17 protein-coding genes, 2 tRNA genes and 3 rRNA genes are annotated in these 25,130 nt (G+C 49.0%); 14 read left to right on the top strand and 8 right to left on the bottom strand.

Features of this window, described 5'->3' with window-relative positions; genetic code table 11:
* Positions 1–81: 81 nt before the first annotated feature.
* Positions 82–1,299, bottom strand: a complete 1,218-nt coding sequence (locus tag HZU75_RS03435) for an STAS domain-containing protein (RefSeq protein ID WP_180307795.1) — start codon at positions 1,297–1,299, stop codon at positions 82–84.
* A 214-nt stretch (positions 1,300–1,513) separates the two neighbouring features.
* Here HZU75_RS03435 and HZU75_RS03430 point away from each other — a divergent pair, with 214 nt between their 5' ends.
* A complete protein-coding gene (locus HZU75_RS03430; protein ID WP_180307794.1) occupies positions 1,514–5,080 on the top strand; it encodes a DUF748 domain-containing protein in 3,567 nt (1,188 codons plus the stop codon).
* Positions 5,081–5,133: 53 nt separating this feature from the next.
* On the opposite strand, the gene HZU75_RS03425 is transcribed toward HZU75_RS03430, so the two are convergent.
* The 5 genes from HZU75_RS03425 to prmA form a co-directional block, all read right to left on the bottom strand.
* Positions 5,134–5,916 carry a DUF3025 domain-containing protein gene (locus HZU75_RS03425; protein WP_180307793.1) on the bottom strand — a complete coding sequence of 261 codons (783 nt, stop codon included), beginning with the start codon at positions 5,914–5,916 and terminating at the stop codon, positions 5,134–5,136.
* 137 nt (positions 5,917–6,053) lie between these two features.
* A complete protein-coding gene (gene tpx, locus HZU75_RS03420) occupies positions 6,054–6,554 on the bottom strand; it encodes a thiol peroxidase (protein WP_180307792.1) in 501 nt (166 codons plus the stop codon).
* Positions 6,555–6,693: 139 nt separating this feature from the next.
* Positions 6,694–7,227, bottom strand: coding sequence for a thiol peroxidase (tpx, locus tag HZU75_RS03415; RefSeq protein WP_180307791.1), 534 nt, complete (start codon positions 7,225–7,227; stop codon positions 6,694–6,696).
* Between the two features lie 100 nt (positions 7,228–7,327).
* Positions 7,328–8,428, bottom strand: a complete 1,101-nt coding sequence (locus HZU75_RS03410) for a DUF3426 domain-containing protein (RefSeq protein WP_180307790.1) — start codon at positions 8,426–8,428, stop codon at positions 7,328–7,330.
* A 28-nt stretch (positions 8,429–8,456) separates the two neighbouring features.
* Complete coding sequence (prmA, locus tag HZU75_RS03405; RefSeq protein WP_180307789.1) at positions 8,457–9,344, bottom strand: 50S ribosomal protein L11 methyltransferase; 888 nt, start codon at positions 9,342–9,344, stop codon at positions 8,457–8,459.
* A gap of 583 nt (positions 9,345–9,927) precedes the next feature.
* On the opposite strand from prmA, the gene HZU75_RS03400 reads away from it, so the two are divergent.
* The 13 genes from HZU75_RS03400 to HZU75_RS03340 all read left to right on the top strand — a co-directional run bounded on the left by HZU75_RS03400 (position 9,928) and on the right by HZU75_RS03340 (position 22,452).
* Positions 9,928–11,460 (top strand): 16S ribosomal RNA (locus tag HZU75_RS03400).
* Between the two features lie 105 nt (positions 11,461–11,565).
* Positions 11,566–11,642: transfer RNA gene (locus tag HZU75_RS03395), tRNA-Ile, on the top strand.
* Positions 11,643–11,680: 38 nt separating this feature from the next.
* Positions 11,681–11,756, top strand: a tRNA-Ala gene (locus HZU75_RS03390).
* 306 nt (positions 11,757–12,062) lie between these two features.
* Positions 12,063–14,949, top strand: a 23S ribosomal RNA gene (locus HZU75_RS03385).
* 132 nt (positions 14,950–15,081) lie between these two features.
* Positions 15,082–15,195 (top strand): 5S ribosomal RNA (rrf, locus tag HZU75_RS03380).
* Together the 16S, 23S and 5S rRNA genes with 2 tRNA genes alongside form the textbook arrangement of a ribosomal RNA operon.
* Before the next feature lie 303 nt (positions 15,196–15,498).
* Positions 15,499–15,990 carry a D-glycero-beta-D-manno-heptose 1-phosphate adenylyltransferase gene (gene rfaE2 / locus HZU75_RS03375; RefSeq protein WP_180307788.1) on the top strand — a complete coding sequence of 164 codons (492 nt, stop codon included), beginning with the start codon at positions 15,499–15,501 and terminating at the stop codon, positions 15,988–15,990.
* 4 nt (positions 15,991–15,994) lie between these two features.
* A complete protein-coding gene (locus HZU75_RS03370; protein ID WP_180307787.1) occupies positions 15,995–17,302 on the top strand; it encodes a mechanosensitive ion channel family protein in 1,308 nt (435 codons plus the stop codon).
* A gap of 63 nt (positions 17,303–17,365) precedes the next feature.
* On the top strand, positions 17,366–18,550 hold the full coding sequence (locus HZU75_RS03365) for a DesA family fatty acid desaturase (protein ID WP_180307786.1): 1,185 nt from the start codon (positions 17,366–17,368) through the stop codon (positions 18,548–18,550).
* A 59-nt stretch (positions 18,551–18,609) separates the two neighbouring features.
* Positions 18,610–18,960 carry a RidA family protein gene (locus HZU75_RS03360; protein WP_180307785.1) on the top strand — a complete coding sequence of 117 codons (351 nt, stop codon included), beginning with the start codon at positions 18,610–18,612 and terminating at the stop codon, positions 18,958–18,960.
* A 49-nt stretch (positions 18,961–19,009) separates the two neighbouring features.
* Entirely contained in the window at positions 19,010–20,086 is a 1,077-nt protein-coding gene (locus HZU75_RS03355) for a glycoside hydrolase family 18 protein (RefSeq protein WP_180307784.1), read from the top strand.
* A gap of 62 nt (positions 20,087–20,148) precedes the next feature.
* Entirely contained in the window at positions 20,149–20,637 is a 489-nt protein-coding gene (locus tag HZU75_RS03350) for a methylated-DNA--[protein]-cysteine S-methyltransferase (protein WP_180307783.1), read from the top strand.
* Positions 20,637–21,563 (top strand): site-specific tyrosine recombinase XerD, encoded by a 927-nt coding sequence (xerD, locus tag HZU75_RS03345; RefSeq protein WP_180307782.1) that lies wholly within the window; start codon positions 20,637–20,639, stop codon positions 21,561–21,563. The genes HZU75_RS03350 and xerD overlap by 1 nt, the downstream gene beginning before the upstream one ends.
* Before the next feature lie 73 nt (positions 21,564–21,636).
* Positions 21,637–22,452, top strand: a complete 816-nt coding sequence (locus tag HZU75_RS03340; protein ID WP_180307781.1) for a mechanosensitive ion channel family protein — start codon at positions 21,637–21,639, stop codon at positions 22,450–22,452.
* A gap of 58 nt (positions 22,453–22,510) precedes the next feature.
* On the opposite strand, the gene clpA is transcribed toward HZU75_RS03340, so the two are convergent.
* Together clpA and clpS are read right to left on the bottom strand one after the other, a co-directional pair.
* On the bottom strand, positions 22,511–24,778 hold the full coding sequence (clpA, locus tag HZU75_RS03335; RefSeq protein WP_180307780.1) for an ATP-dependent Clp protease ATP-binding subunit ClpA: 2,268 nt from the start codon (positions 24,776–24,778) through the stop codon (positions 22,511–22,513).
* 1 nt (position 24,779) lies between these two features.
* A complete protein-coding gene (gene clpS / locus HZU75_RS03330) occupies positions 24,780–25,088 on the bottom strand; it encodes an ATP-dependent Clp protease adapter ClpS (RefSeq protein WP_180307779.1) in 309 nt (102 codons plus the stop codon).
* Positions 25,089–25,130: the final 42 nt, after the last annotated feature.

Below are 25,130 nucleotides of genomic sequence, written 5' to 3'. Positions count from 1 at the left end.
AAGTGGCGACACTGGTGCGGAAATACAAGTTCAGATTGTGCGGAGAGGATGGCTTGAAGGGGCAAAAGGGCGTTAAGTAGATTATTTACGCAATTCAACACTGATCATTTCGCTGATGCTCATAACCCGTAGCAAGGTGCTGACCAATGGATTGACATTGATAAAGCGTACTTGGCGACCCTCTTGTAACCACTGCATCGCCAGATTGAGCATTTGGCCTGCAGAATCAAAGTCGATACGTTGAATGTGGCGTAAGTCGATCACTGGCGCCAAGCTTTTCTCGACCAATTTAGCGAGCTGCGCCAATTGCTCAGGATGCGCGGTTGTGATTGCACCACTGAGGGTGTTTTTATCCTGCTCGGCCGCTTTGAGCTCGGCTTGTGCCTGCGCTTCTGCGCGAGCAATTTGCTCGACCGATTTTGGCGCTTGACGCGCATCCCACGATGGTGGAGATACTTCAAACGTAATTGCGTAATCAACCGCTAGGTTTTCAAACTCGTCTTGCAGGCCGAGTACCTGATGCAATTCAATCAATAGCAACCAGAACGGTGCTTCAGCTGGGTGGCGGCGACCCACTTCGATATGGCGCCGCAAAATTTCTAGCACAATATGGCTGCCGATCAATTGAATACTATTGGGCTTTTTATGACTTTGCTGTAGCGCGGCCAAGAGTTCTGCTGCCGAGATGGTATCAATCTCGGTGACTTTGCTCAGATCCATGCGCAGCTGGTCGTTGTTTTGGTGTAATTGATAAAAAGCCTGGATTTGCTTATCGATGCTATCGTGGCTAAGCTTGCCGCTTAAGGCAAAGTAAGCACTAGCCGCTGGTTTGTGTTTTTCTACTGCTTGTTGTGCTTGCCAGGTCGGTGGGGTTTTTTCAAATTCAACCACATATTCTAGGCCGAGAGCTTCAAATGCTTCGCGCTGATTGTATTGCTGCAAAAGCTCAAACAACATCAACCACGACTCTTGCCGACGCTTGCCCGCAAAATTGGGTTTGTCTTGTTGCAAGACTTTCACCGCAGCAGCCAGCTGACCATTGGCGTGCAGCATGGCAGCCTGCTCTTCGGCGGCACTGAGTGAGTCACTGCTGCTCGATACTTCAATCGAAAGCTGCGATAAATCGTAATGGCCTTCCGTTGCGGCAGGCTTGGGGGCTTCTGGTGGCGCTACAGGAGGACTAATGGTTTCTGGATTGCGGGGGCGTGTGTTTACGCCGACGCCAGTTTGAGTCATCGGCGCGGTTTGAGTTAAAACCTCTTGTCCGTCGGGACCTTTTTTGCGGAAAAACGAGAACACTACGGCAATCCTAGGTCGTGATTGAAGCAAACACGCGTTCATATATAAGTATACGATTATTTTACTGTGTTCAGTGCCCCAAGTCCTGTTAGTTTTTCCCCTTATGTTCTTCGGGGCTGAGATATATGTCTTATAGTGAATTCAATTACAATAGCAGCTCCGCTTGAACTTAAAAGCTCCTTTCGTGTAGCTTTTTGATTAATTGGCATTGAATATGAAAAAGTACCTCTCGAGCATTGTTGCTACGCTGGGCGTGGTTCTCGGCTTAGGTTTAATTGCCATGCTGGCTTTGCCACCGTTGCTCCGCCCCATCATTGAGCGCAAAGCTAGTGCCGCACTCAAGCGGGAGGTGCACTTGGCGGGGGTCTCGATTAACCCGTTTTTGTTCAAAGTCAGTTTGGATCAGCTGCAGATAAAAGACCGTTATGGAGAATTCTTTTCGGTAAAAACTGTGGTCGTCGATGCGGAATTAGTGTCGATTTTTCGCGGTGGTCCTGTGCTGCGTGAGCTGACTTTAACCGAACCCAAATTGAAGATTGTTCGTCTAGGCGAAGCGCAGTTCAATTTTTCCGATCTGTTGCAGCAAGAGCATCCTAGCGAACCGGCGGCTGAGCCGCTGCGCTTTGCCTTGAATAATATCCGGATTGTGCAAGGTAATTTTCAGCTTGATGATCGGTTTAAGGGCTCGCAACAGCAAATCGATCAGTTGGATTTAGCGCTGCCATTTGTATCAAATATGCCGCAGCGAATTGATGAATACATTGCGCCCGCGTTAGCAGGGCGACTCAATGGCAGGCCGTTTGCAATTAAAGGGCAAACCAAACCATTTAAAGATTCGCTCGATACCTCCCTATCGTTTAATGCCCAAAACATTGATATTACTGATTATCTAAGCTATACCCCCTTGCCTGCAGGGTTGCGAATCGCCAAAGGTCAGCTCAATACCCAGTTGGATATCGTGTTTCGTGAAGAAAAAAATCGGGCTACGGTGCTGCTCAATGGCAAGGCACAAATTCAAAATCTACAACTACAGATCCATCAGCAAGATGCACTGCAACTGGGTAAGCTTGATATTGAGTTGAGTGATTTCAAGCCTTTACTCGGCGAGTTGCATTTTAAAAAAGTCGGCATTGATGGCATGAATTTGATTGCCAGCCGTGATGAGCAGGGGCAGATCAATTGGCTCACCATGCAAGCCCCTACGATTAGTAAAACTCAGCGCCAAATTGCCAGTGTCGTGAGCCGCGAGCGTGCAAAATCAGACCGCGCCACTACTTTTCAGCTTGATCAGATTGCAATTAAGAACAGTCAAATTGTTTGGCGTGATCAACTGGTCAAGCCTGTCTTTGAGCAAACGCTGACGGATTTAGCGATTACCGGCCAAAATTGGTCTACCGTCAGTGCTAAACCATTTCCGGTGCAATTTAAGGCTAAAACAAGTCAAGGTGCCCAGCTGGAATTAGATGTAAAGGCGACCACGCTACCTGTAAAACTGATCGGATCGACGGCACTGAGCGCTTTGCAGTTGCAAGATTTTGCCAGCTATTATCGTGCATTTTTACAGGCCGATTTGCGAGGGAAGTTGGGGGCTAAAGTTGACTTTGAGTTTCAGGCCGAGCCTTTGCAATATCAACTCAAGGCTGGAGAAGTCCAACTGGAGCAATTAGCGCTGAAACTGCCAAAGCAAGCCAAGCCAGCCATAGAAATTAACCAGTTTGCGTTGCAGGGGCTCGCACTCGATAGCCAAAGCCAAGTGATTGATATTGCTCGCTTGGGTAGTAACAAAGCTCATGTTGATTTGGCATTGCTGCCCGGTCAGCAACTTGATCTGTTAACTATTTTCCCCGCGAGTAAAAACAATCAAGCAGCCACGGGCGCGTCGGTCCAGAACAAACCGTGGCGGGTAAAACTGGCTGAGTTACAGTTGGATGATTACGCACTGAGGGTTGAAGACCGCAATTTAACCAAGCCGGCACCAGTGCAGTTAAAACAGATCGGATTGAATGTCAAAAATCTCGACACCCAGCCGGGCACATCTGCGCAATTGAAATTAACTGCCAAAGCAGGTCGAGCAACCTCGATTGAGGTGCTAGGGCCATTTGTTCCACAGCCTTTTTCTGCGCAGCTACAGCTAGATGCACGCAGCCTAGATGCCGCATATATGCAGCCGTATTTTAGTCGCTATATCAATGTGTCACTGGCGAGTGGTTATGTCGATGCCAAGGGAAAGTTACGTTTAAATACAGCCCCTCAATTTTCTGGGTCCTACGAAGGTAACTTAGCGGTACGCCAGTTGTATGCCTTGGATAAAACCAGTGGTGATGATTTTTTGAAATGGAAATCGTTGGCGATTAATGGCATCAAAGCCGACTTTTCGCCCGTCAAGGTGGACGTTGCCGAGATCAAACTGGATGATTTCTTTTCGCGGCTGATTTTGTCACCCAATGGGCGGATGAACCTGCAGGATATTATGGTGGCTGATGCTGGCGAGGCTTCGGTGACACGAGAATCTACAGTGCCCAGCAAAGTTGATAAGGCTGCGCAGGCATCGGTGGCCATTAATACAGCAAGTGCCCCTGTTCCAATTCGGGTTGGCAAGATCCAGCTTAGCAAAGGCAATATTCGCTATAGTGATTTGCTGATTAAGCCCAACTACACGGCAAATTTAACTGAAATGGGCGGCTTGATTAGTGGTATTTCGAGCCAGAATGACACCCGAGCGAAGTTAGATTTAAAAGGGAGTGTCGATAAAATTGCACCGGTTCAGATACAAGGCTCCTTAAATCCGCTCGCTAAAAATATTTTTATTGATTTGAAGGGCGGTGTGAAGGGGTATGAGCTCACGGCCGCCTCAACTTACGCTGCCAAATATGCGGGCTACGGGATCAGTAAAGGTAAGTTGTCGATGGACGTGGCGTACTTCATTGAAAACGGCAAACTCAAGGCTAGTAATAAGCTGTTTTTGGACCAGCTCACTTTGGCTGATGAGCCAAGCAACAGTCCCGATGCAACCAAATTACCGGTCAAGTTTGCTTTATCTTTGCTAACCGATCGGCATGGGCAAATTAAGTTAAGTTTGCCGATTGAAGGCTCCTTAAATGATCCGCAATTCAAAATTGGTGCAGTTATTTGGCAAGTGATCGGTAATGTCATGGAGAAAGTAGTAACAGCGCCGTTTGATGTCCTAGCAAATGCCCTTTCCGATGGGCCTAGCTTGTCATATGTAACGTTTGAACCAGGGTCGGTGCGTCTGAATGAGGCTGCTAACACAGCTCTGCAGCGACTCACTGAAGTGCTCAATGATCGTCCGACGCTGCAATTGGAAATTGCGGGCTGGGCTGATGCAGAGGTGGATGGTGATGGAATTCGGGAGCGCGTACTTCGGCAAAAAATGCGCGCAATTAAAGCGGCGCAATTCGGTTCGGCGACCGAATCTATTGAATCGGAAAGTGAGGTGGCCATCAGCGACGCGGAAACGCCTGCTCTGATTGCGGCGGTATATGCGCAAAGCAAATTTGAAAAGCCAAGCAATATGCTGGGTTTGAATAAAAAATTGCCGACTGATGAAATGAGGGCGCTGATCTTGAAAAATATTGTGGTCGGCGAGCAAGAGCTACTGGCCTTGGCGACCCAACGAGCTAAACGCGTCGAAAATGCATTGAAAGAAGCTGGTTTACCAGCGGAGCGCATTTTTACCACTAAACCACTGCTTAACCCAGGCAAGGCTTTGACCGACAAGGATCATGGGCCAGAGTCTCGGGTGCAGTTTAAATTGCAGTGATTTCGGGGTATTGGCTTGCAGGCATTATGTGAATTGTCATGCAGGTGGATACATCAGGTACTGGCTGCTTTTCTCTTGGGTCGGAAGTAGCTTTCGTTGGCATAAAAAGCATGGTCTTGTTGCGTGTACCAGCCCGGTACACCGAGGTAGGGTAGGGCTGGTAGCTGTTTAGGCTTTTGCAGGTGATCGGCATCGATTAGGGCGCTCAGTTGCGCATCAAGATGTTGGCATTGTGCGGCAATATCAAGCACAAAAAAATCAGCGGGTACAGCAATTGGCCAGCATTTGCCGGTTAAGCCAATAAATGGCGTCAGTAGGTTCTCAAAATTGGCGTGTCCAAATGTGATGGCGCTAATTTGTGCTCCCCATGCAGCGCGTTGATCCATAAATAGCGCCGTCCATTCATGTTGTTCCAGCAGCTCGATGAGCGCCGGGTTGCTATATGGCACGATCAAACCGCATTCATCAAACAGAGTTGCCGCATCCCGTGCTGCACCGCGGACTTTATCTTCAGGGTTGGCATCAATAATGCGCTGATGCATTGCGTTGAGTGCCGACTTACTGCGTGGAAATGCGTGCCAGATCATGGCATTAAAGGTGTCATGCCAATTTAGCCGGGTCGCTACATGCCCGTGCCGATACACTGCTAGCTCGTAATATTCGGTAATTTGTTCGCTGGGGACAAAGCGAATTGGAGCCCCGCTGGCGCTGTGGGCAATCACTGGTGTTTGCGCCCAATCCGCATAAGTGGGGGGAGCCGAAAACATTGCCAAATGGGCTTTGATGGGGGTGAATGCAGGATGCTGATTAAAGAGTTCGCTGGGCCAGTGGGTCATCAAATGGATCGCAATACAGGGGTGAAATAGCTGGGTGTTAAAAAGGGCAAATAGCGCACAGATATTGTACGGTATTTGCCCCGCTTTGCTGTAACGACCCAGCCAGGTTTGGCTGGATCATTAATGCTCGCTAGCGATTAGGCCAATGCAGCCAGTGCATCGGCATAGTTTGGTTCATCTTTGATTTCGGCAACCAGTTCGCTATGGATGACTTGATCGTTGGCATCCAGCACAACCACTGCGCGAGCAGCTACACCTGCCAATGGACCATTGGCGATTTCCACACCGTAGGCTGCCAAGAACTCACGGCCGCGCATAGTCGACAGATTGATCACATTTTCTAAACCTTCCGCGCCACAAAAACGGCTTTGAGCAAACGGTAGGTCAGCAGAAATACACAATACCACGGTGTTTTCCAGCTTAGATGCCGCTTCATTGAAGCGGCGTACAGATGCTGCGCACGTTGGTGTATCTACACTTGGGAAAATGTTCAAAATTTTGCGTTTGCCGGCCAGGCTGGCCAAGCTAAGGTCTGATAAATCTTTTGCAACTAGACTAAAGGCCGGTGCTGCACTTCCTTTGCTTGGGAAGTTGCCATTTACATTGATTGGGTTGCCACCAAGAGTAACTGTAGCCATTCGAAATTCTCCAGAATATTAAGATCAGTGGTGTTAGAAAAATTGCATGTTGTTGATTTATTGTTGCACTCATTACATTGGGGCTACCCAGATAAAAAAAAGCCGACGGATCGGCTTTTTTTATCACACAACAGCTTAGCTAATTTGCATCGGCTTGGGCTTCTGCGGGGGGAGGGTTCAGAATTTCCATGGCTGCATCATAATTGGGTTCATTCATCAATTCAGGCACTAATTCCGCATACAACACCGTATCGTTAGTATCGAGTACAAATAGTGCGGTGGTCATCAGGCCTGATAACGGCACATCAGTGATCATCACGCCGTAGTCTTTATGAAAATCGCGCCCGCGTAATGTGGACATGAGTTGAATTTTGCGAAAGCCCTCGGCTTCATTAATTCGAGAAAGCGCATAGGGGGTATCTACTGACACGGTCATAATTGCGGTATTGGTCAGCTCATACCCCAGTTTTTCTAGTTGCCGAGCAATCGTTAGGCCGATGGCCGCATCTAAGCTTGGAACAACCGCAATCAATTTGCGCTGACCCCAAAACTTTGAAAGCGCCACGTCTTGTAGTCCAAGATCGACGAGCATAAAGCTGTGCGCGGTATCACCAACGTGTGGAAAGCGGCCACCAATACTGATCGGTGTGCCATTGAGCATGACTGTAGACATGGTTTTTCCCCTGAAAATATTCTTTCAGTATGGTCTTTCGCTGGGGAAATACAAGGACGTGCTTACTTTGAAATTGCAGGGGTGAAAATCGAGGTCGTGCTTAATCGTAGAACCAATACAAGGAATAACCGGTTGAGTTGAGAGTCCCCAGATCCAGCTGTAAAAAAGCATGCAGCTCATCATTTGCGATTAAAGAGTTTTGCACCGTATCACTTTGCGCCAAGTATTCTGCAGGACGGAATATTTTTTTCGCAACAACCCGTTCGCTTTCATCGGTTAGCGTTAGTTCTAGCTTTGGCAATGCTTGTTCGAACGGAGCGAGGTTGCGCAGCGTTGCTTTTACCTGAATCAAGGTCGGGTGATCTGGAATGTACGTAAGTTCAGACCACTCTGAGCGCAATAAATCTGCCTGGCGTGGTAAAGGCATTTCACAGGCCAAATGACTGCATAAGACCAGCCATTTTGGTCGCAAGGCAGGAAATTCCTGACTTAACTCTAAGCGGTAGTTGTAGGCCAACTGGGCTAATAAGCTCATGGTCAGCAGTAGGCTGCCTAATGACCAGAGCCACGACCATCGACTGCGTTTGGGTGGGAGGAACAAGTCATCGGTATCATCGAGGATGGGGCGATACTCTGCTTCGGAGTCAATCGCCGCTGAGTTTGCATTTTGGGCCGCAGTATTGTCTGTGATACTGAGTGCTGCATTGCTTGCATCAATGGTGTGGCGGTTGGGTTTACGGCTTTTGCGGGTTTTCTGGCGTCGCGTTTGTTTAATTAAACGTGCCAAAGCTCGCTGTAAATCACGCTCATCTTTGGCGGGCGCGGGCGACTGGTCGGGTTTATCTGCCGGTTCATTGACCGGGAACGCAGGCTCGATTGCAATACTTGTGACTGCTTCTTTGCTGATGTGAGTTTCGGTGCGAGTGCTAGTGTCCAGCACTCGTGCGGTAGAGTTTTCCGCAGTTCGTGGAGTCTTATCCGAGGGTATTGCCTTGATAGCCTTTTCAGTAGCTTCTGCTGGATTGATACCCCCTGTGTTGCTTGGGGCAGTTGCTGCTGGTTCGAGCCGTTGCAAGAAATCACGCGCATTAAAAATAAACGAGCACCGCCCACAGCGTACCTTACCTTGGTGTGCTGCGAGCTGTTCATCCGTAACGCGAAATGAGGTGCTGCAATTTGGGCAGCGCGTGATTTGATTCATGGCGGCGATTTTAACCGATATTCACAGATTATTTGCGAACGCCGGCTAAACACACCCAGCCTTCGTGTTCTTTTGGTGCAACAAAATCAAACCATTCTCCGTAAATGGTAATAATTTCATGTGCTTGCTCAGACAAAATGCCCGATAACACAATTTGCCCACCAGCGCGGCAGCGGCCAGCCAGTAGTGGTGCAAGTGCTTTGAGCGGGTTGGTCAGAATATTGGCCACAACCACATCATAAGTTTGTGCAGGTGCCGCGTCAGGCAAGAAGAATCGGCCGCTTACACCGTTCTGTTCGGCATTTTGTTCCGAAGCGATCATCGCTTGCGCATCAATATCAATGCCGTCGGTTGGACCTGCACCGAGTTTCATCGCTGCGATCGCCAAGATACCGCTGCCGCAGCCATAATCTAATACGGTTTCACCGCCTTTGATATTGGCATCTAGCCATTGCAAACACAGGCGCGTCGTAGGGTGGCTGCCGGTGCCAAACGCCAAGCCCGGGTCGAGCTGAATGTTCACGGCGGCTGGATCTGGGCATTCGTGCCAAGTTGGCGTAATCCACAGGCGTGGGGAGATTGGGATCGGGTCGAACTGCGATTGGGTTAAACGCACCCAGTCTTGTTCTTCAACAATCACAATTTCAAATTTAGGTTCAGCTTGTTCTAACTGATTGGCCGCGGCAGCGACAATTAGCGCAACTTCTGCGTCGGCTTCGAAGAGCGCCAAAACAATACTAGTATCCCACAGTTGATCGACTGGTTCGCCTGGTTCGCCAAAAATGGGCTTTTCATGACTAGTGCCTGCGGCAGCATCTTCGATTGAAACCGATAAAGCGCCTAAATCAAACAGGGCATCTGAATAAGCTTCGGCATGGGCCGAGTCAGTGGTAAGGCGGAGTTCTTGCCAAGGCATGCTGCTTCCTACATATAAGCAATTGAATGGGGCGAATTGTCGCACCTAATATTACTGCTGAATAGTTAATCAGTGATTTTGCCGCGATTATCTCAGCCCACTCCAGTGGGCTGAGTGCTTTTCGAGGTGTGTTTTGCGCAGTTTGAGCGTTCGATTCAGGTTGTTTCTTCTTATTGCCTGCGGTTTTGGCCGGTTTTTCTGAGTTTTTGCGAGTTTTGTTGGTGGCTACGCTGGTGCTGTCGGTTTGAGTTTGGCGTTCTTTGCCAAAATATTTCGATTTTCGTTTCCTTTCCGATCAACCACTTAGCGCCTTTGTTCGCTTTTCTTCGTCGATAGGTGTTGACGTGTTTCAGGCTGGTGGGTATAGTTCGGCCTCTCTGCTGATGACGCAACGAAACGAAGCGATGCCAGCAACGATCTTTAACAATATACAGCCGATGAGTGTGAGTGCTTGATTCGTAAGTCGAAACAAGTGCTTGCACTCAGATGATAGGAAATAAACAAGACGAACTTTTTAAGTTTTTCTCGTTTCTTTCTTTGAGTATTGAAGTACAAGCCAAGTAGTAAAAATAGCATAGCGATTAAACGAAAGAGTTTGATCCTGGCTCAGATTGAACGCTGGCGGCATGCTTTACACATGCAAGTCGAACGGCAGCACGGACTTCGGTCTGGTGGCGAGTGGCGAACGGGTGAGTAATACATCGGAACGTACCCAGTAATGGGGGATAACTATCCGAAAGGATAGCTAATACCGCATACGCCCTACGGGGGAAAGAGGGGGATCGCAAGACCTCTTGTTATTGGAGCGGCCGATGGCTGATTAGCTAGTTGGTGAGGTAAAGGCTCACCAAGGCGACGATCAGTAGCGGGTCTTAGAGGACGATCCGCCACACTGGAACTGAGACACGGTCCAGACTCCTACGGGAGGCAGCAGTGGGGAATCTTGGACAATGGGCGCAAGCCTGATCCAGCAATGCCGCGTGCGTGAAGAAGGCCTTCGGGTTGTAAAGCGCTTTTGTCAGGGAGCAAAAGGTGGTGGCTAATATCCATCGCTCTTGAGAGTACCTGAAGAATAAGGACCGGCTAACTACGTGCCAGCAGCCGCGGTAATACGTAGGGTCCAAGCGTTAATCGGAATTACTGGGCGTAAAGCGTGCGCAGGTGGTTTGTTAAGCACGATGTGAAATCCCCGAGCTCAACTTGGGAATTGCATTGTGAACTGGCTAACTAGAGTACGGCAGAGGGGGTGGAATTCCACGTGTAGCAGTGAAATGCGTAGAGATGTGGAGGAACACCGATGGCGAAGGCAACCCCCTGGGCTGATACTGACACTCATGCACGAAAGCGTGGGGAGCAAACAGGATTAGATACCCTGGTAGTCCACGCCCTAAACGATGTCAACTAGTTGTTGGGCTTTTCGGAGCTTAGTAACGCAGCTAACGCGTGAAGTTGACCGCCTGGGGAGTACGGTCGCAAGACTAAAACTCAAAGGAATTGACGGGGGCCCGCACAAGCGGTGGATGATGTGGATTAATTCGATGCAACGCGAAAAACCTTACCTGGTCTTGACATGTACGGAATCCTTTAGAGATAGAGGAGTGCCTTCGGGAACCGTAACACAGGTGCTGCATGGCTGTCGTCAGCTCGTGTCGTGAGATGTTGGGTTAAGTCCCGCAACGAGCGCAACCCTTGCCACTAGTTGCTACCATTCAGTTGAGCACTTTAGTGGGACTGCCGGTGACAAACCGGAGGAAGGTGGGGATGACGTCAAGTCCTCATGGCCCTTATGACCAGGGCTTCACACGTCATACAATGGTCGGTACAGAGGGTCGCTAACCCGCGAGGGGGTGCCAATCTCACAAAACCGATCGTAGTCCGGATTGCACTCTGCAACTCGAGTGCATGAAGTCGGAATCGCTAGTAATCGCGGATCAGCATGTCGCGGTGAATACGTTCCCGGGCCTTGTACACACCGCCCGTCACACCATGGGAGTGGGTTTCACCAGAAGTAGGTAGGCTAACCGCAAGGAGGCCGCTTACCACGGTGGGATTCATGACTGGGGTGAAGTCGTAACAAGGTAGCCGTAGGGGAACCTGCGGCTGGATCACCTCCTTTCAAGAGAAAGACCTGCGGGTCAAGTACTCACACTCATCGGCTGTAGATTTTGAAGATACAGAGACAGTGCTCAAGGGAACTTGAACACTACTCGGTTGGAAAGCTGGGTCAGTAGCTCAGTCGGTTAGAGCACCGTCTTGATAAGGCGGGGGTCGCTGGTTCGATTCCAGCTTGACCCACCACTTACCTGTAAGTGGAAACAGCTTAGTAATGCCAGATTGGGGGATTAGCTCAGTTGGGAGAGCACCTGCTTTGCAAGCAGGGGGTCGTCGGTTCGATCCCGTCATCCTCCACCAATCACAAGAGTTCAGAATTCAGTCAATTGACGAATCGTTTGATTCGGGTAATTGATTTTGTTCTGGTTTCTTAAATCGGAATGTCGCAAGACATCTGTATCGTTCTTTAACAAAATAGAAGAAGTAATATCTCCTAATTAAACAATGTGAGCATCAGGTAAAACTGATGTGAACAGTAAAAAAATTGGGTTGATTGTATCTGCTAGTCGAAAGACTAGCCGTTGAATAGCCTGAGAAACTATTCAACAAGTCGTAAATACCGATACTCTAAACCGAGATCACGGTAAAACGTGTTTGAGGTTATAGGATCAAGCGAATAAGTGCATCTGGTGGATGCCTTGGCGATGATAGGCGACGAAGGACGTGATAGCCTGCGATAAGCGTGGGGGAGCTGGCAAAGTGCTTTGATCCCACGATTTCCGAATGGGGAAACCCGGCCCTTTTGGGTCATCCTTGACTGAATACATAGGTCATGTGAAGCGAACGCGGTGAACTGAAACATCTAAGTAACCGCAGGAAAAGAAATCAACCGAGATTCCCAAAGTAGTGGCGAGCGAAATGGGAAGAGCCTGTACGTGATAGCAGTCGTGTTAATAGAACGGAATGGAAAGTCCGGCCATAGTGGGTGATAGCCCCGTATATGAAAGCACAATTGTGGTACTAAGCGTACGAGAAGTAGGGCGGGACACGAGAAATCCTGTTTGAAGATGGGGGGACCATCCTCCAAGGCTAAATACTCATCATCGACCGATAGTGAACCAGTACCGTGAGGGAAAGGCGAAAAGAACCCCGGGAGGGGAGTGAAATAGAACCTGAAACCGGATGCATACAAACAGTGGGAGCGGACTTGTTCCGTGACTGCGTACCTTTTGTATAATGGGTCAGCGACTTACGTTCAGTAGCAAGCTTAACCAAATAGGGGAGGCGTAGGGAAACCGAGTCCGAATAGGGCGCACAGTTGCTGGGCGTAGACCCGAAACCAAGTGATCTATCCATGGCCAGGATGAAGGTGCGGTAACACGCACTGGAGGTCCGAACCCACTAACGTTGCAAAGTTAGGGGATGAGCTGTGGATAGGGGTGAAAGGCTAAACAAACTTGGAAATAGCTGGTTCTCCTCGAAAACTATTTAGGTAGTGCCTCATGTATCACTGACGGGGGTAAAGCACTGTTATGGCTAGGGGGTCATCGCGACTTACCAAACCATGGCAAACTCTGAATACCGTCAAGTGCGAGCATGGGAGACAGTCCTGGGGTGCTAACGTCCTGGGACAAGAGGGAAACAACCCAGACCGCCGTCTAAGGTCCCAAATGATCAATTAAGTGGAAAACGAGGTGGGAAGGCATAGACAGCCAGGATGTTGGCTTAGAAGCAGCCATCATTTAAAGAAAGCGTAATAGCTCACTGGTCGAGTCGTCCTGCGCGGAAGATGTAACGGGGCTCAAATTGATAACCGAAGACGCGGATATGTACGATGTACATATGGTAGAGGAGCGTTCTGTAAGCCTGTGAAGGTGTCTTGAGAAGGATGCTGGAGGTATCAGAAGTGCGAATGCTGACATGAGTAGCGATAAAGGGGGTGAAAAGCCCCCTCACCGAAAACCCAAGGTTTCCTGCGCAACGTTCATCGGCGCAGGGTGAGTCGGCCCCTAAGGCGAGGCAGAAATGCGTAGTCGATGGGAAACAGGTTAATATTCCTGTACTTGGTATTAGTGCGATGTGGGGACGGAGAAGGTTACCTCAGCCAACGGTTGGAAGAGTTGGTTTAAGTGTGTAGGTGTGTAGCTTAGGCAAATCCGGGCTACTTTAACACTGAGGCATGATGACGAGTCTACTTGTAGACGAAGTGAGCGATACCCTGCTTCCAAGAAAAGCCACTAAGCTTCAGCTAATATCGAACCGTACCGCAAACCGACACAGGTGGGTAGGAAGAGTATTCTAAGGTGCTTGAGAGAACTCGGGAGAAGGAACTCGGCAAATTGACACCGTAACTTCGGGAGAAGGTGTGCCTCTAGTAGGTGAAGGTGTACAACCGGAGCCCAATGAGGCCGCAGAGAAATGAGGGCTGCGACTGTTTATCAAAAACACAGCACTGTGCTAACACGAAAGTGGATGTATACGGTGTGACGCCTGCCCGGTGCTGGAAGATTAAATGATGGGGTGCAAGCTCTTGATTGAAGTCCCAGTAAACGGCGGCCGTAACTATAACGGTCCTAAGGTAGCGAAATTCCTTGTCGGGTAAGTTCCGACCCGCACGAATGGCGTAACGATGGCCCTACTGTCTCCTCCCGAGACTCAGCGAAGTTGAAGTGTTTGTGAAGATGCAATCTCCCCGCTGCTAGACGGAAAGACCCCGTGAACCTTTACTGTAGCTTTGCATTGGACTTTGAAGTGGTTTGTGTAGGATAGGTGGGAGGCTTTGAAGCAGGAACGCCAGTTTCTGTGGAGCCGTCCTTGAAATACCACCCTGACCCCTTTGAGGTTCTAACCTAGGTCCATTATCTGGATCGGGGACCGTGCATGGTAGGCAGTTTGACTGGGGCGGTCTCCTCCCAAATTGTAACGGAGGAGCTCGAAGGTCGCCTAGGTACGGTCGGACATCGTACTGATAGTGTAATGGCAAAAGGCGGCTTAACTGCGAGACCGACAAGTCGAGCAGGTGCGAAAGCAGGACATAGTGATCCGGTGGTTCTGAATGGAAGGGCCATCGCTCAACGGATAAAAGGTACTCCGGGGATAACAGGCTGATTCCGCCCAAGAGTTCACATCGACGGCGGAGTTTGGCACCTCGATGTCGGCTCATCACATCCTGGGGCTGTAGCCGGTCCCAAGGGTATGGCTGTTCGCCATTTAAAGTGGTACGTGAGCTGGGTTCAAAACGTCGTGAGACAGTTTGGTCCCTATCTGCAGTGGGCGTTGGAAGTTTGAGGGGGGCTGCTCCTAGTACGAGAGGACCGGAGTGGACTGACCTCTGGTGTACCGGTTGTCACGCCAGTGGCATTGCCGGGTAGCTAAGTCGGGAATAGATAAGCGCTGAAAGCATCTAAGCGCGAAACTAGCCTCAAGATGAGACTTCCCTAGGTCTATAAGACCTCTAAAGGATCGTTCGAGACCAGGACGTTGATAGGTCGGGTGTGGAAGCGCAGTAATGCGTTAAGCTAACCGATACTAATTGCCCGTGAGGCTTGATCCTATAACCTGAGACGCGTTGATATGACGTGATACAGTTGACCCAAAGAAATTGTTTGGTGAAGAGAAACAAGATTACTTCTTCTATTGATTTCGAGTGGTTGTGCATCAAGTACAGCTAACTCACCCAGTTTTGTCTGGTGACCATAGCGAGGTGGTCCCACTCCTTCCCATCCCGAACAGGACAGTGAAACGCCTCAGCGCCGATGATAGTGCGGATTGCCCGTGTGAAAGTAGGACATTGCCAGACTACCCTAAGTAAGTAGAAAGCCCAGCTAGAAATAGCTGGGCTTTTTGCTGTGCGCGAGAAATGAGGAAAGGGATTCAGAATGAAGGTGGGGTGGGTATTGCCGTCTAGGTTATGTCCTGATTGTTATGCGACGATATACCTATTAAAACCCTTTAAATCCTAATCAAACTAGGCAAGCCCTATTTGCTACCCTCATCACAAAACTATCTTGCTTGAATATTGCCAAAATAGGCATTACAAGTACTATCTTTTTGGTTTTGTTTGGTATCCTATGCCTAGTAAAAACCACTAAGGAAGTACTCAATGGCCGAATATGCTACGCCAATTTTTGAGAAAAAAATCTGCCCTCCTGAGCAATTAATCCAGCAGTTGGCATCACTTGCACGCCCATTGGTTTTTACGAATGGCTGTTTCGATATTTTGCATCGCGGGCATGTGACCTATTTGGCGCAAGCGCGTGCTTTAGGCGCTGCAATGGTGGTGGCGCTAAATACTGATGAATCGGTCAAGCGGCTGGGCAAAGGAGATGATCGCCCAATTAACCCGTTGGCTAATCGGGCTGCGGTGATGGCGAGCTTGGAGTCAGTTGATTTGGTGACCTGGTTTGATGCGGATACACCGTTTGAATTAATTGAATTGATTCAACCCGAGATTTTGGTCAAAGGTGGCGATTGGAAACCTGAGCATATTGTGGGGAGCCGCGAAGTGCTGGCCCGGGGTGGGGCTGTGCATTCGATACCATTCCTGTTTGATACGTCGACGACGAAAACCCTGCAGTTAATTCGAGGTGAATGATTTAATGGCTTTAGAACGTCACAACTTGTTGGCGAAATTGGTCGCTGATGTGAGTCAGATGGGGATTATGCATCCACAGATGATTTTGCAGTCTGTATTGCTATTGTTGTGCTGGGGCGGAGCCTATTGGTTTTCGCGTCGCATCTTACGTCATCAATCCGTGCAAGACATGCGTTGGAAAACTGGTGGCGATGGTTTGAAACGGGTTTTATTTCCGCTCTTAGCTTTAGCATTGGTTAGCGCTGCTAATCTATCGCTGCATTTTATCGATGGACAAACCAACTCCTTGCTGCGAGTGGCTAATTTGCTCATGTTGGCAATGGTTAATATTCGCATATTGGTTTATATCATCCGGCGAGTATTTGAAGGAGCGCAGTGGGTTCAGCAATGGGAAAAGTATATTTCCCTGATGATTTGGGTGCTGTATGTGCTGCATGTGGTAGGCATTTTGCCGGAAGTATTGCAAACCTTGGATACGATCAGTTTTGATGCTGGAAAGGTGCATATTTCGGTACTAACGGTGCTGCAAGGCATTATTTCTGTTGGTGCCACCTTGCTTCTTGCTATGTGGTTGGGGCGCACGATAGAACATCGCTTAATGCTGGCTGATGTCATGGAAATGAATGTCCGTGTGGTACTAGTGAAAATTATGCGTTCAGCGCTCGTTGTGATTGCTGTGCTGTTGTCCTTGTCACTAGTGGGTATTGATCTAACCGTATTGTCGGTTTTTGGTGGTGCCTTAGGTGTCGGCTTAGGTTTTGGCCTGCAAAAAATTGCTTCCAATTACGTTTCTGGCTTCATCATCTTGCTTGATCGTTCGATAAAAATGGGCGATTTAATTTCTGTGGATAATCGTCAAGGTGTGATTAGTGGCCTGACCTCGCGTTATATCGTGCTCAAGGCGGCGGATGGTACCGAGTCACTGGTGCCAAATGACACCTTGATCACGCAGACCGTCGTTAACCAGTCGTACAATGATCGTTCGGTCTGGGTTGGTTTGCCTGTGTCGGTGGCCTACGATTCAGATTTGGAGCAAGTCATGCAGCTGATGATCTCGGTTACGAAAAATAACCCCCGTATTTTAGCTGAACCAGCGCCGGGGGCCTTTGTGACCGCCTTCGCAGATAGTGGCATTAACCTGACCTTGGGTTTTTGGTTGGCCGACCCTGAAAATGGTCAGATGGGATTAAAATCAGAATTGAATTTAAAAATTTGGCGGGCATTTAAAGAGTATGGCATTGAAATACCTTACCCTCGTCGTGATGTGATGCTGTTATCGCCAGCGCAAGATACTGGTACTCAAAAGTCTTAAAATGTATATGACAAGTGGGCATGTTCTAACCAGCGTTTCATGTCCACATTTGGAGAGTTCGTAATGGAATGGCTCAATGGCCTTATGGGGCTACCTTGGTGGGCAAATCTGCTGATTACCTTAGTGCTAACGCACATCACGATCGCATCGGTTACCATTTATTTGCACCGTCATCAAGCACACCGAGCATTAGATTTGCATCCGATTGCTAGTCATTTCTTCCGTTTCTGGTTGTGGCTAACTACCGCGCAAGTGACGAAAGAATGGGCCGCAATTCATCGCAAGCATCATGCTAAATGCGAGACAGTGGAAGATCCGCATAGCCCGCAGATCCTGGGGATTAAAAAAGTGTTCTTTGAAGGTTGGGAGCTTTATCGCGCAGAAGCTGCCAATGCTGAAACTTTGCAAAAATACGGTCATGGCACTCCTGATGATTGGCTTGAGCGTCATGTTTATAGTAAATATGCCAGCCTTGGTCCTACAATAATGGCATTCATTGATTTAGCGCTGTTTGGTGTCGATGGCATTTGGATGTGGGCGATACAAATGCTGTGGATTCCGGTTACTGCTGCTGGGGTAATTAATGGCATCGGCCATTACTGGGGTTATCGCAACTTCGAATGTGAAGACGCGTCGACCAATATTTTTCCTTGGGGGATCTTGATTGGAGGTGAGGAGTTGCACAATAACCATCACACATTCGGTACGTCTGCCAAGTTGTCTTATAAATGGTTTGAGTTTGATATTGGCTGGTTTTATATTCGCACTTTGGCCGTATTTAAATTGGCCACAGTGCGTAAAGTAGCACCTAAATTAAAACTAGCTGCGGCCCGCCCAGTGCTCGATGAAGCTGCTTTGCAGGCGGTGATCGCCAATCGCTATGCGATTGCAGCCAGCTATGCGCGCACATTGATGGATACTGTTGTTGCAGAATTGGATGCCTTAAAAGCATCCGCTAATTTGCCGACATTGAATGTTAATTTGTCCAAACAAATGAAAATCTGGCTCAAACAAGACGAAAAAGATACGCCAGTTACCGAGAAGCTGCATCTGCAAGCTTTGTTGGCGCAAAGCGCTGTTCTGGCGCAGGTTTATCAGATGCGACAAGAGCTAACTCGAATTTGGGAGCGCTCAACCTTAACTCGTGATGAGCTGCTTGTGCAGTTACAGGATTGGTGTCAACGCGCTGAAACTAGTGGCATCAAAGCGCTAGAAGATTTCTCGCTACGCCTACGCGCAGTAGCCTAAGTCACTCATCAGATAAGGCGAGCGTGAGCTCGCCTTTTTTACTTAAAAGGAAAACCGAAATGTCATCCATTCAACGCTATCATGTTGGCCCACGCTTATGCGAAACGGTGGTGCACAATAATACCGTGTATTTGGCTGGGCAAATTGCCGAAACCTTAAGCAAAGATGCACTCGGGCAAACTGAAGAAGTGCTTGCGTGTATTGATCGACTGTTGGCTGAGGTTGGCTCAGATAAATCGAAGATCTTGCAGGTTACTATTTTTCTAAGTGATATGAATGATTATGATGCGATGAATCGTGCCTGGTCTGAATGGGTTCCACAGGGACATACGCCCGCACGTGCTACAGTGCAGGCAAAGCTGGCAGATCCGAACTATTTAGTTGAAATGACGGTGATTGCTGCACTCTAAACCACAAAACCGCCTATTGCATCGGCCGTAGTCGGCCCCTAGAGGATGTATGCCTCGTATCTTCCTAGCGTATTTGGCCTCTTGGCCTAGTTTTGATATTTCAACGATCCCGGCCGAAAAGCTTACTCATATTTGCTATGCCTTTGCCAATATTGACGATGGCCGCGTGGTTTTGCCCCAGAGTATTGGGCAGGAGGCTGACGCCGCTGCGCTAGAACGAGCCGAGCAACAGTTCATCCAATTGCAGGCTCTAAAGCAGAAAAACCCCAAACTCAAATTGATGATTTCAATTGGGGGCTGGGGAGCGGATGGTTTTTCGGATGCGGCTCTGACTGAGCAGTCCCGTGCTGAGTTTGCCGAGTCGGCGGTGCAATTTATGCTGATGCGGCAACTAGATGGCATCGATCTGGATTGGGAATATCCAAGCAATGCAATGGCAGGGATTACAGCGCGTGAGCAAGATCGTCACAATTTTTCTTTATTGCTGCAGGCGGTACGTCAGCGCTTAGATTTGCAATCGGAGCTTGAGCCGCGAACTGTTGATGCGCGTTACCAGCTGAGTATTGCGGCAGGTGCTGGCCAATATTATCTCGATGGCATCGAGGTCAATCAGGTGGCCCAAGCTTGTGATTTTATTAATTTAATGACTTACGATTTTTATAATGGCTGGGCTAAGCAGGCTGGCCACCATGCCAATTTATATCGCTCTGCCAGTGATCCACTGGGCGATAGCGCTGACGATGGGGTGGCATTATTTCGATCACATGGGGTACCCGCCGAAAAACTAGTATTGGGGTGTCCAATGTATGGTCGTGCTCTAGCTGGGGTGGGGGCTCCAGGCTTGGGGGCGCTTGGATGTGCTGGTTCCAATACCGCGCCTAGTTTTCGCCAGATTGAAACTGAACTTCTGCCAAGCGGACGTTTTCAGAGGTATTGGGATGCTACAGCACAAGCTCCATGGCTTTTTGATGGCGATCGGTTTATTAGCTATGAAGATCAAGAATCTATTGCGCTCAAAGGACGCTATGTTCGCCAGCAGCAACTCGCTGGAGCAATGTTTTGGGAGCTAACCGAAGATCATCAGTTCAGCTTACTCTCTGCGCTGCATGAAGCCATTTACTCCTAGGGTATATCTCCCTAATTATTTAAAATTAAGATCTAGAACGGTATACGCCACGGGGTATTTGAATGGCCGATTTATTCTCATTTAGTATGGCTTTGCCATTTGGAGCCGTAGAGATTACCGCCAATGAGCATGAATTGCTGCGCCTTGATTTTCTGAGTCAACCACTTGCACAGCAAAAGCCAGCTCATCCACTATTGCGAGAGGCCGAGCAACAGCTCCTAGCTTACTGTAGCAATCCTAAGTTTGAGTTTACCCTGCCCTGGCGCTTAGAGGGGACTGTGCATCAGCAAAAAGTCTGGCAACAAATTGCCACGATACGCTCCGGCCACACCTTACGTTATTTGGATATTGCCCAGCAAATTCAATCTAGCCCACGTGCAGTAGGTGGCGCTTGTGGTCGCAATCCATTACCGATTATTGTGCCCTGCCATCGCGTGGTGGCGGCGCAAGGTTTGGGGGGATTCAATGCCAACCGCAACGGTTTGGATTGGATGCCAATTAAACGCTGGTTACTGCGCCATGAAGGAATAATTGCGGTGGCTGACTACTGATGAATCAAATTGCAAATGTGCCTTTAGCCGCAGCTGAAATTGCATTGATCGATCGTTTTCTGGATGGTATTTGGCTCGGCGAAGGTTTATCGCAAAATACGGTAGAAAGCTATCGTCGGGATTTATTAATTTGGGCGAACTGGCTACAACAGGAGCGAAAAATCAGCCTCTGGCAGGCCGATCGCGATGCAGTTCAGGCATTTTTGGCGCGTCAGGCGCGTGATTTGAAAGCCGCCAGCCTTGCTCGGCGCATGGCTAGTTTGCGCAAATTTTATCGTTACTGGATTTTACAAGACCAGCTGCAGCTTGATCCATGCGCGCAATTGAGCTCGCCAAAGCGTGTCCGGCCATTACCTAAAGCGTTATCCGAAGCGGCAATTGAAGCTTTGCTCGATGCCCCTGATCTGACTAATGCAGCGGGTCTGCGTGATCGGGCCATGCTGGAGCTCATGTATGCCACCGGCTTACGGGTTACTGAGCTGGTTACATTGCCTGTTGAGCATGTGCATTTGCGCGAACGCTATTTGCTCGTGAGTAATGGTAAAGGGGGTAAACAGCGTTTAGTCCCGATGGGGGAGGTGGCTGCCGACTGGATTGCCCGATATTTGCAGGAGGCGCGTTTGCAGCTAGTTAAACACCCAGCTGAACCCTGTTTGTTCGTAAATCAGCGCGGTGAGGCAATGACGCGGCAGGGATGTTGGTTCATTATCAAGCAGTATGCCGCGCAAGCTGATATCGCTGCTGAATTACTCAGTCCGCACGTCTTGCGGCATGCCTTTGCGACCCACTTGCTTAATCACGGTGCTGATTTGCGGGTGGTGCAAACTTTGTTGGGGCACGCAGATATTACTACCACGCAAATCTACACTCAAGTTGCCGCACAGCGTTTGAAATTACTGCATCAAACACACCACCCGCGTGGTTAATGATTTGGTGTTGTAGCAGAATGCGGTAAGATTCTTGTATGCAATTGCAATGGTTATTACAAGGAGATGGGAAATGGATGCAGCTCTGCTGACTAAGTATCAAGATATAGTGCTGGGATATGTAACCGAATTTGGCGTGAAAATTCTAGCAGCCATTGTGTTTTGGGTGGTTGGTCGTTGGTTGATCGGTGTTGTAGTTCGTTTTGTGCAAAGTGGTTTACATCGGCAGAATGTTGATCCAACAGTATTGCGGTATGTCGGTTCGGCGGTGACGGTGGTCTTGAATGTACTGCTGGTTGTCGGAATTTTGGGCTACTTCGGTATCCAGACAACCACTTTTGCCGCATTGCTGGCAGCAGCCGGTGTGGCAATTGGTATGGCTTGGTCGGGTTTGTTAGCCAATTTTGCCGGCGGTGCGTTCTTGATTGTGCTGCGACCCTTCAAAGTGGGCGATATGATTACTGCAGGTGGCGTCACCGGCGTGGTACATGAAGTAGGGTTATTCTCGACCACAATTTTAACCCCCGACAATATCATTACCTTTGTGGGTAATAACAAAATCTTTAGCGACAATATTCAAAACTACACTTCAACGCCATTTCGTCGGGTGGATTTGAAAGCTCAATTATCGGGTGCTGCCAATGTGCCAGAAGCGATTGCGCAGTTGAAAGCGAATATTGCCAAGATTCCAAATGTGGTGAGCGAGCCAGCGGTGGATGTTGAGATATTAGACTTCCAGTTAGTTGGTCCCGTATTGGCAGTGCGCCCGTATTGCCACAATGATAATTACTGGCAAGTGTATTTTGATACCAACCGGGTGATTATGGAAACACTGGCGGCATTCCCTGCGCCAACCCCTGCGCAATATGTAACGGTGTTGCAAAAATAAGTTTTCGAAATGAAAAAAGCCCACCAAATTGGTGGGCTTTTGTTTTCAGGTGGGGGTATTAAGCCGGAACTGTTTCCTTCTCAGGGATTTCAAGCAATACCTTGCCGTTATCATCAATGCCAATGATAACTTCACCACCACTCACTAGGCGACCAAACAGCAATTCATCTGCAAGTGCTTTGCGAATAGTGTCTTGAATCAAACGAGCCATCGGGCGCGCGCCCATTTGCGGGTCGAAACCATGTTTTGCCAGATAGTCTTTGAGCTCATCTGTGAAATGCGCTTCGACTTTTTTCTCATGTAGCTGCGCTTCTAGCTGCATCAAGAATTTCTCGACCACTTGCAAGATGATTTCATGCGTTAATGGGGCGAACGGAATAATCGCATCAATCCGGTTGCGGAACTCTGGCGTGAACAGGCGTTTGATTTCTTGCATTTCATCGCCCGTTTCTTTTTTCGCTGTAAAGCCAATTACCGATTTATTGAGCATTTCCGCGCCAGCATTGGTGGTCATGATAATCACCACGTTGCGGAAATCGGCTTTGCGCCCATTGTTGTCGGTAAGCGTGCCGTGATCCATTACCTGCAACAGTACGTTGTAGATATCAGGATGTGCTTTCTCGATTTCGTCGAGTAACACCACAGCATACGGATGTTTATTGATTGCTTCGGTCAGCAAACCGCCTTGCTCGAAACCGACATATCCCGGAGGCGCACCAATCAGGCGGCTCACTGCATGCCGCTCCATATACTCGGACATATCAAAGCGGATCAGCTCAATCCCCATCGTATAAGCCAGTTGGCGCGCCACTTCGGTTTTACCTACACCCGTTGGGCCACTAAACAGGAAAGAGCCAATCGGTTTTTGCGGGTTGCCCAAGCCTGCACGCGCCATTTTGATTGATGTGGCCAAAACTTCAATGGCTTTTTCCTGCCCAAACACGACGTTTTTCAGATCACGCTCCAATGTTCTGAGCGTGTTCTTATCATCGGTCGACACCGATTTGGGCGGAATGCGGGCGATTTTGGCGATAATGTCTTCAATCTCGCCTTTGCCGATGGTTTTTTTCTGTTTCGAGCGCGGCAAGATTTTTTGCGCCGCACCGGCTTCGTCGATCACATCAATGGCTTTGTCAGGCAAGTGGCGGTCATTGATAAATTTGGCCGACAGTTCCACTGCAGTCGTCAACGCTGCTTGCGTGTATTTAACGCCATGATGCGCTTCAAACTTATCTTTCAAACCTTTCAAAATCTCAACGGTTTGCTCGATGGTTGGCTCAACCACGTCGATTTTCTGAAAACGGCGGGACAGCGCGTTATCTTTCTCAAAAATACCGCGATATTCGGTATAGGTCGTTGCGCCAATGCATTTGAGCGTGCCGTTTGACAGAGCGGGTTTGAGTAGGTTGGATGCATCCAAGGTGCCACCCGAAGCCGCTCCCGCACCCACGAGGGTATGAATTTCGTCGATGAACAAGATCGCATTGCGCTCTTCGCCAAGCTGCTTGATCACCGCTTTAAGACGTTGTTCAAAATCACCACGGTATTTAGTGCCAGCCAGTAGCGCACCCATATCGAGCGTGTAAACGGTGGCATCGGCCAGCACGTCAGGCACATCGCCTTCAACGATTTTGCGTGCCAAGCCATCGGCAATCGCTGTTTTGCCCACGCCCGCTTCGCCAACCAGTAGTGGGTTGTTTTTGCGGCGACGGCATAGCGTTTGAATTACGCGCTCCAGCTCATGATCGCGGCCAATCAGCGGATCGATTTTGCCCGCCAAAGCCTGCTGATTCATATTCTGGGTGTAATTCTCCAGTGCGCCACCCGCGCTGCTTTCGCTGTCGCTTTCTTCTGATTGTTCGTTTTTAGGCGCCGATTGTGAGGAGTTGCTGGCGCTTTTGCTAATACCGTGCGCTATAAAATTAACGACATCTAGGCGGGTAATGCCTTGCTGGTGCAGGAAATACACCGCATGGCTGTCTTTTTCGCCAAAAATTGCCACCAGCACATTGGCGCCAGTGACTTCTTTTTTGCCTGATGATTGCACATGCAAAATGGCACGTTGGATCACGCGTTGAAAGCCAATCGTGGGTTGAGTTTCAACTTCACTGGTCCCAGAAACAACAGGCGTATGTTCGGTAACAAAGTCACCCAACTGACGACGTAGCTCATCCAGATTGGCGCCACATGCTTTCATCACCTCAATGGCTGAGGGGTTGTCGAGCAGGGCGAGCAATAAATGTTCGACCGTAATATATTCATGGCGCTTTTGCCGCGCATCCATGAACGCCATATGCAAGCTAACTTCGAGTTCTTGGGCGATCATTTTATTTCACCTCCATGATGCATTGCAGCGGGTGTTGATGCGCCCGCGCGTGCTGCGTTACGTCGGCCACTTTGGTGGCGGCGATGTCTTTGGGGTAAGTTCCGCAGATGCCGCGACCTTCATGGTGCACTTTAAGCATAATTTGTGTGGCCTGATCCGATCCTAGTCCGAAAAACTGCTGCAACACGTCGATGACGAAGTCCATCGGGGTGAAATCATCATTGAGTAACACGACCTGCCACATGGGCGGGGGGGCGGTACGAACGTCTGCTTTTTTTAGTTCGGTGTCAAACTGATGCGAAATTGCCATTGTGTTCCACTGCCTAGGGTGTCTCTTCTATTTTGGCTCTAA

Origin of the sequence: Chitinibacter fontanus (assembly GCF_013423785.1) — a bacterium.
GTDB classification, from domain to species: domain Bacteria; phylum Pseudomonadota; class Gammaproteobacteria; order Burkholderiales; family Chitinibacteraceae; genus Chitinibacter; species Chitinibacter fontanus.
Note: the sequence above shows the minus strand (reverse complement) of the source record. Positions and strands in the feature narration are given on the sequence as shown.

Excerpts from the sequence above, each read along its gene's own strand:
- HZU75_RS03430 (WP_180307794.1), top strand. The coding sequence starts at position 1,514 with ATGAAAAAGTACCTCTCGAGCATTGTTGCTACGCTGGGCGTGGTTCTC.
- HZU75_RS03425 (WP_180307793.1), bottom strand. The coding sequence starts at position 5,916 with ATGACCCACTGGCCCAGCGAACTCTTTAATCAGCATCCTGCATTCACC.
- tpx (WP_180307792.1), bottom strand. The coding sequence starts at position 6,554 with ATGGCTACAGTTACTCTTGGTGGCAACCCAATCAATGTAAATGGCAAC.
- tpx (WP_180307791.1), bottom strand. The coding sequence starts at position 7,227 with ATGTCTACAGTCATGCTCAATGGCACACCGATCAGTATTGGTGGCCGC.
- HZU75_RS03410 (WP_180307790.1), bottom strand. The coding sequence starts at position 8,428 with ATGAATCAAATCACGCGCTGCCCAAATTGCAGCACCTCATTTCGCGTT.
- prmA (WP_180307789.1), bottom strand. The coding sequence starts at position 9,344 with ATGCCTTGGCAAGAACTCCGCCTTACCACTGACTCGGCCCATGCCGAA.
- rfaE2 (WP_180307788.1), top strand. The coding sequence starts at position 15,499 with ATGGCCGAATATGCTACGCCAATTTTTGAGAAAAAAATCTGCCCTCCT.
- HZU75_RS03370 (WP_180307787.1), top strand. The coding sequence starts at position 15,995 with ATGGCTTTAGAACGTCACAACTTGTTGGCGAAATTGGTCGCTGATGTG.
- HZU75_RS03365 (WP_180307786.1), top strand. The coding sequence starts at position 17,366 with ATGGAATGGCTCAATGGCCTTATGGGGCTACCTTGGTGGGCAAATCTG.
- HZU75_RS03360 (WP_180307785.1), top strand. The coding sequence starts at position 18,610 with ATGTCATCCATTCAACGCTATCATGTTGGCCCACGCTTATGCGAAACG.
- HZU75_RS03355 (WP_180307784.1), top strand. The coding sequence starts at position 19,010 with ATGCCTCGTATCTTCCTAGCGTATTTGGCCTCTTGGCCTAGTTTTGAT.
- HZU75_RS03350 (WP_180307783.1), top strand. The coding sequence starts at position 20,149 with ATGGCCGATTTATTCTCATTTAGTATGGCTTTGCCATTTGGAGCCGTA.
- xerD (WP_180307782.1), top strand. The coding sequence starts at position 20,637 with ATGAATCAAATTGCAAATGTGCCTTTAGCCGCAGCTGAAATTGCATTG.
- HZU75_RS03340 (WP_180307781.1), top strand. The coding sequence starts at position 21,637 with ATGGATGCAGCTCTGCTGACTAAGTATCAAGATATAGTGCTGGGATAT.
- clpA (WP_180307780.1), bottom strand. The coding sequence starts at position 24,778 with ATGATCGCCCAAGAACTCGAAGTTAGCTTGCATATGGCGTTCATGGAT.
- clpS (WP_180307779.1), bottom strand. The coding sequence starts at position 25,088 with ATGGCAATTTCGCATCAGTTTGACACCGAACTAAAAAAAGCAGACGTT.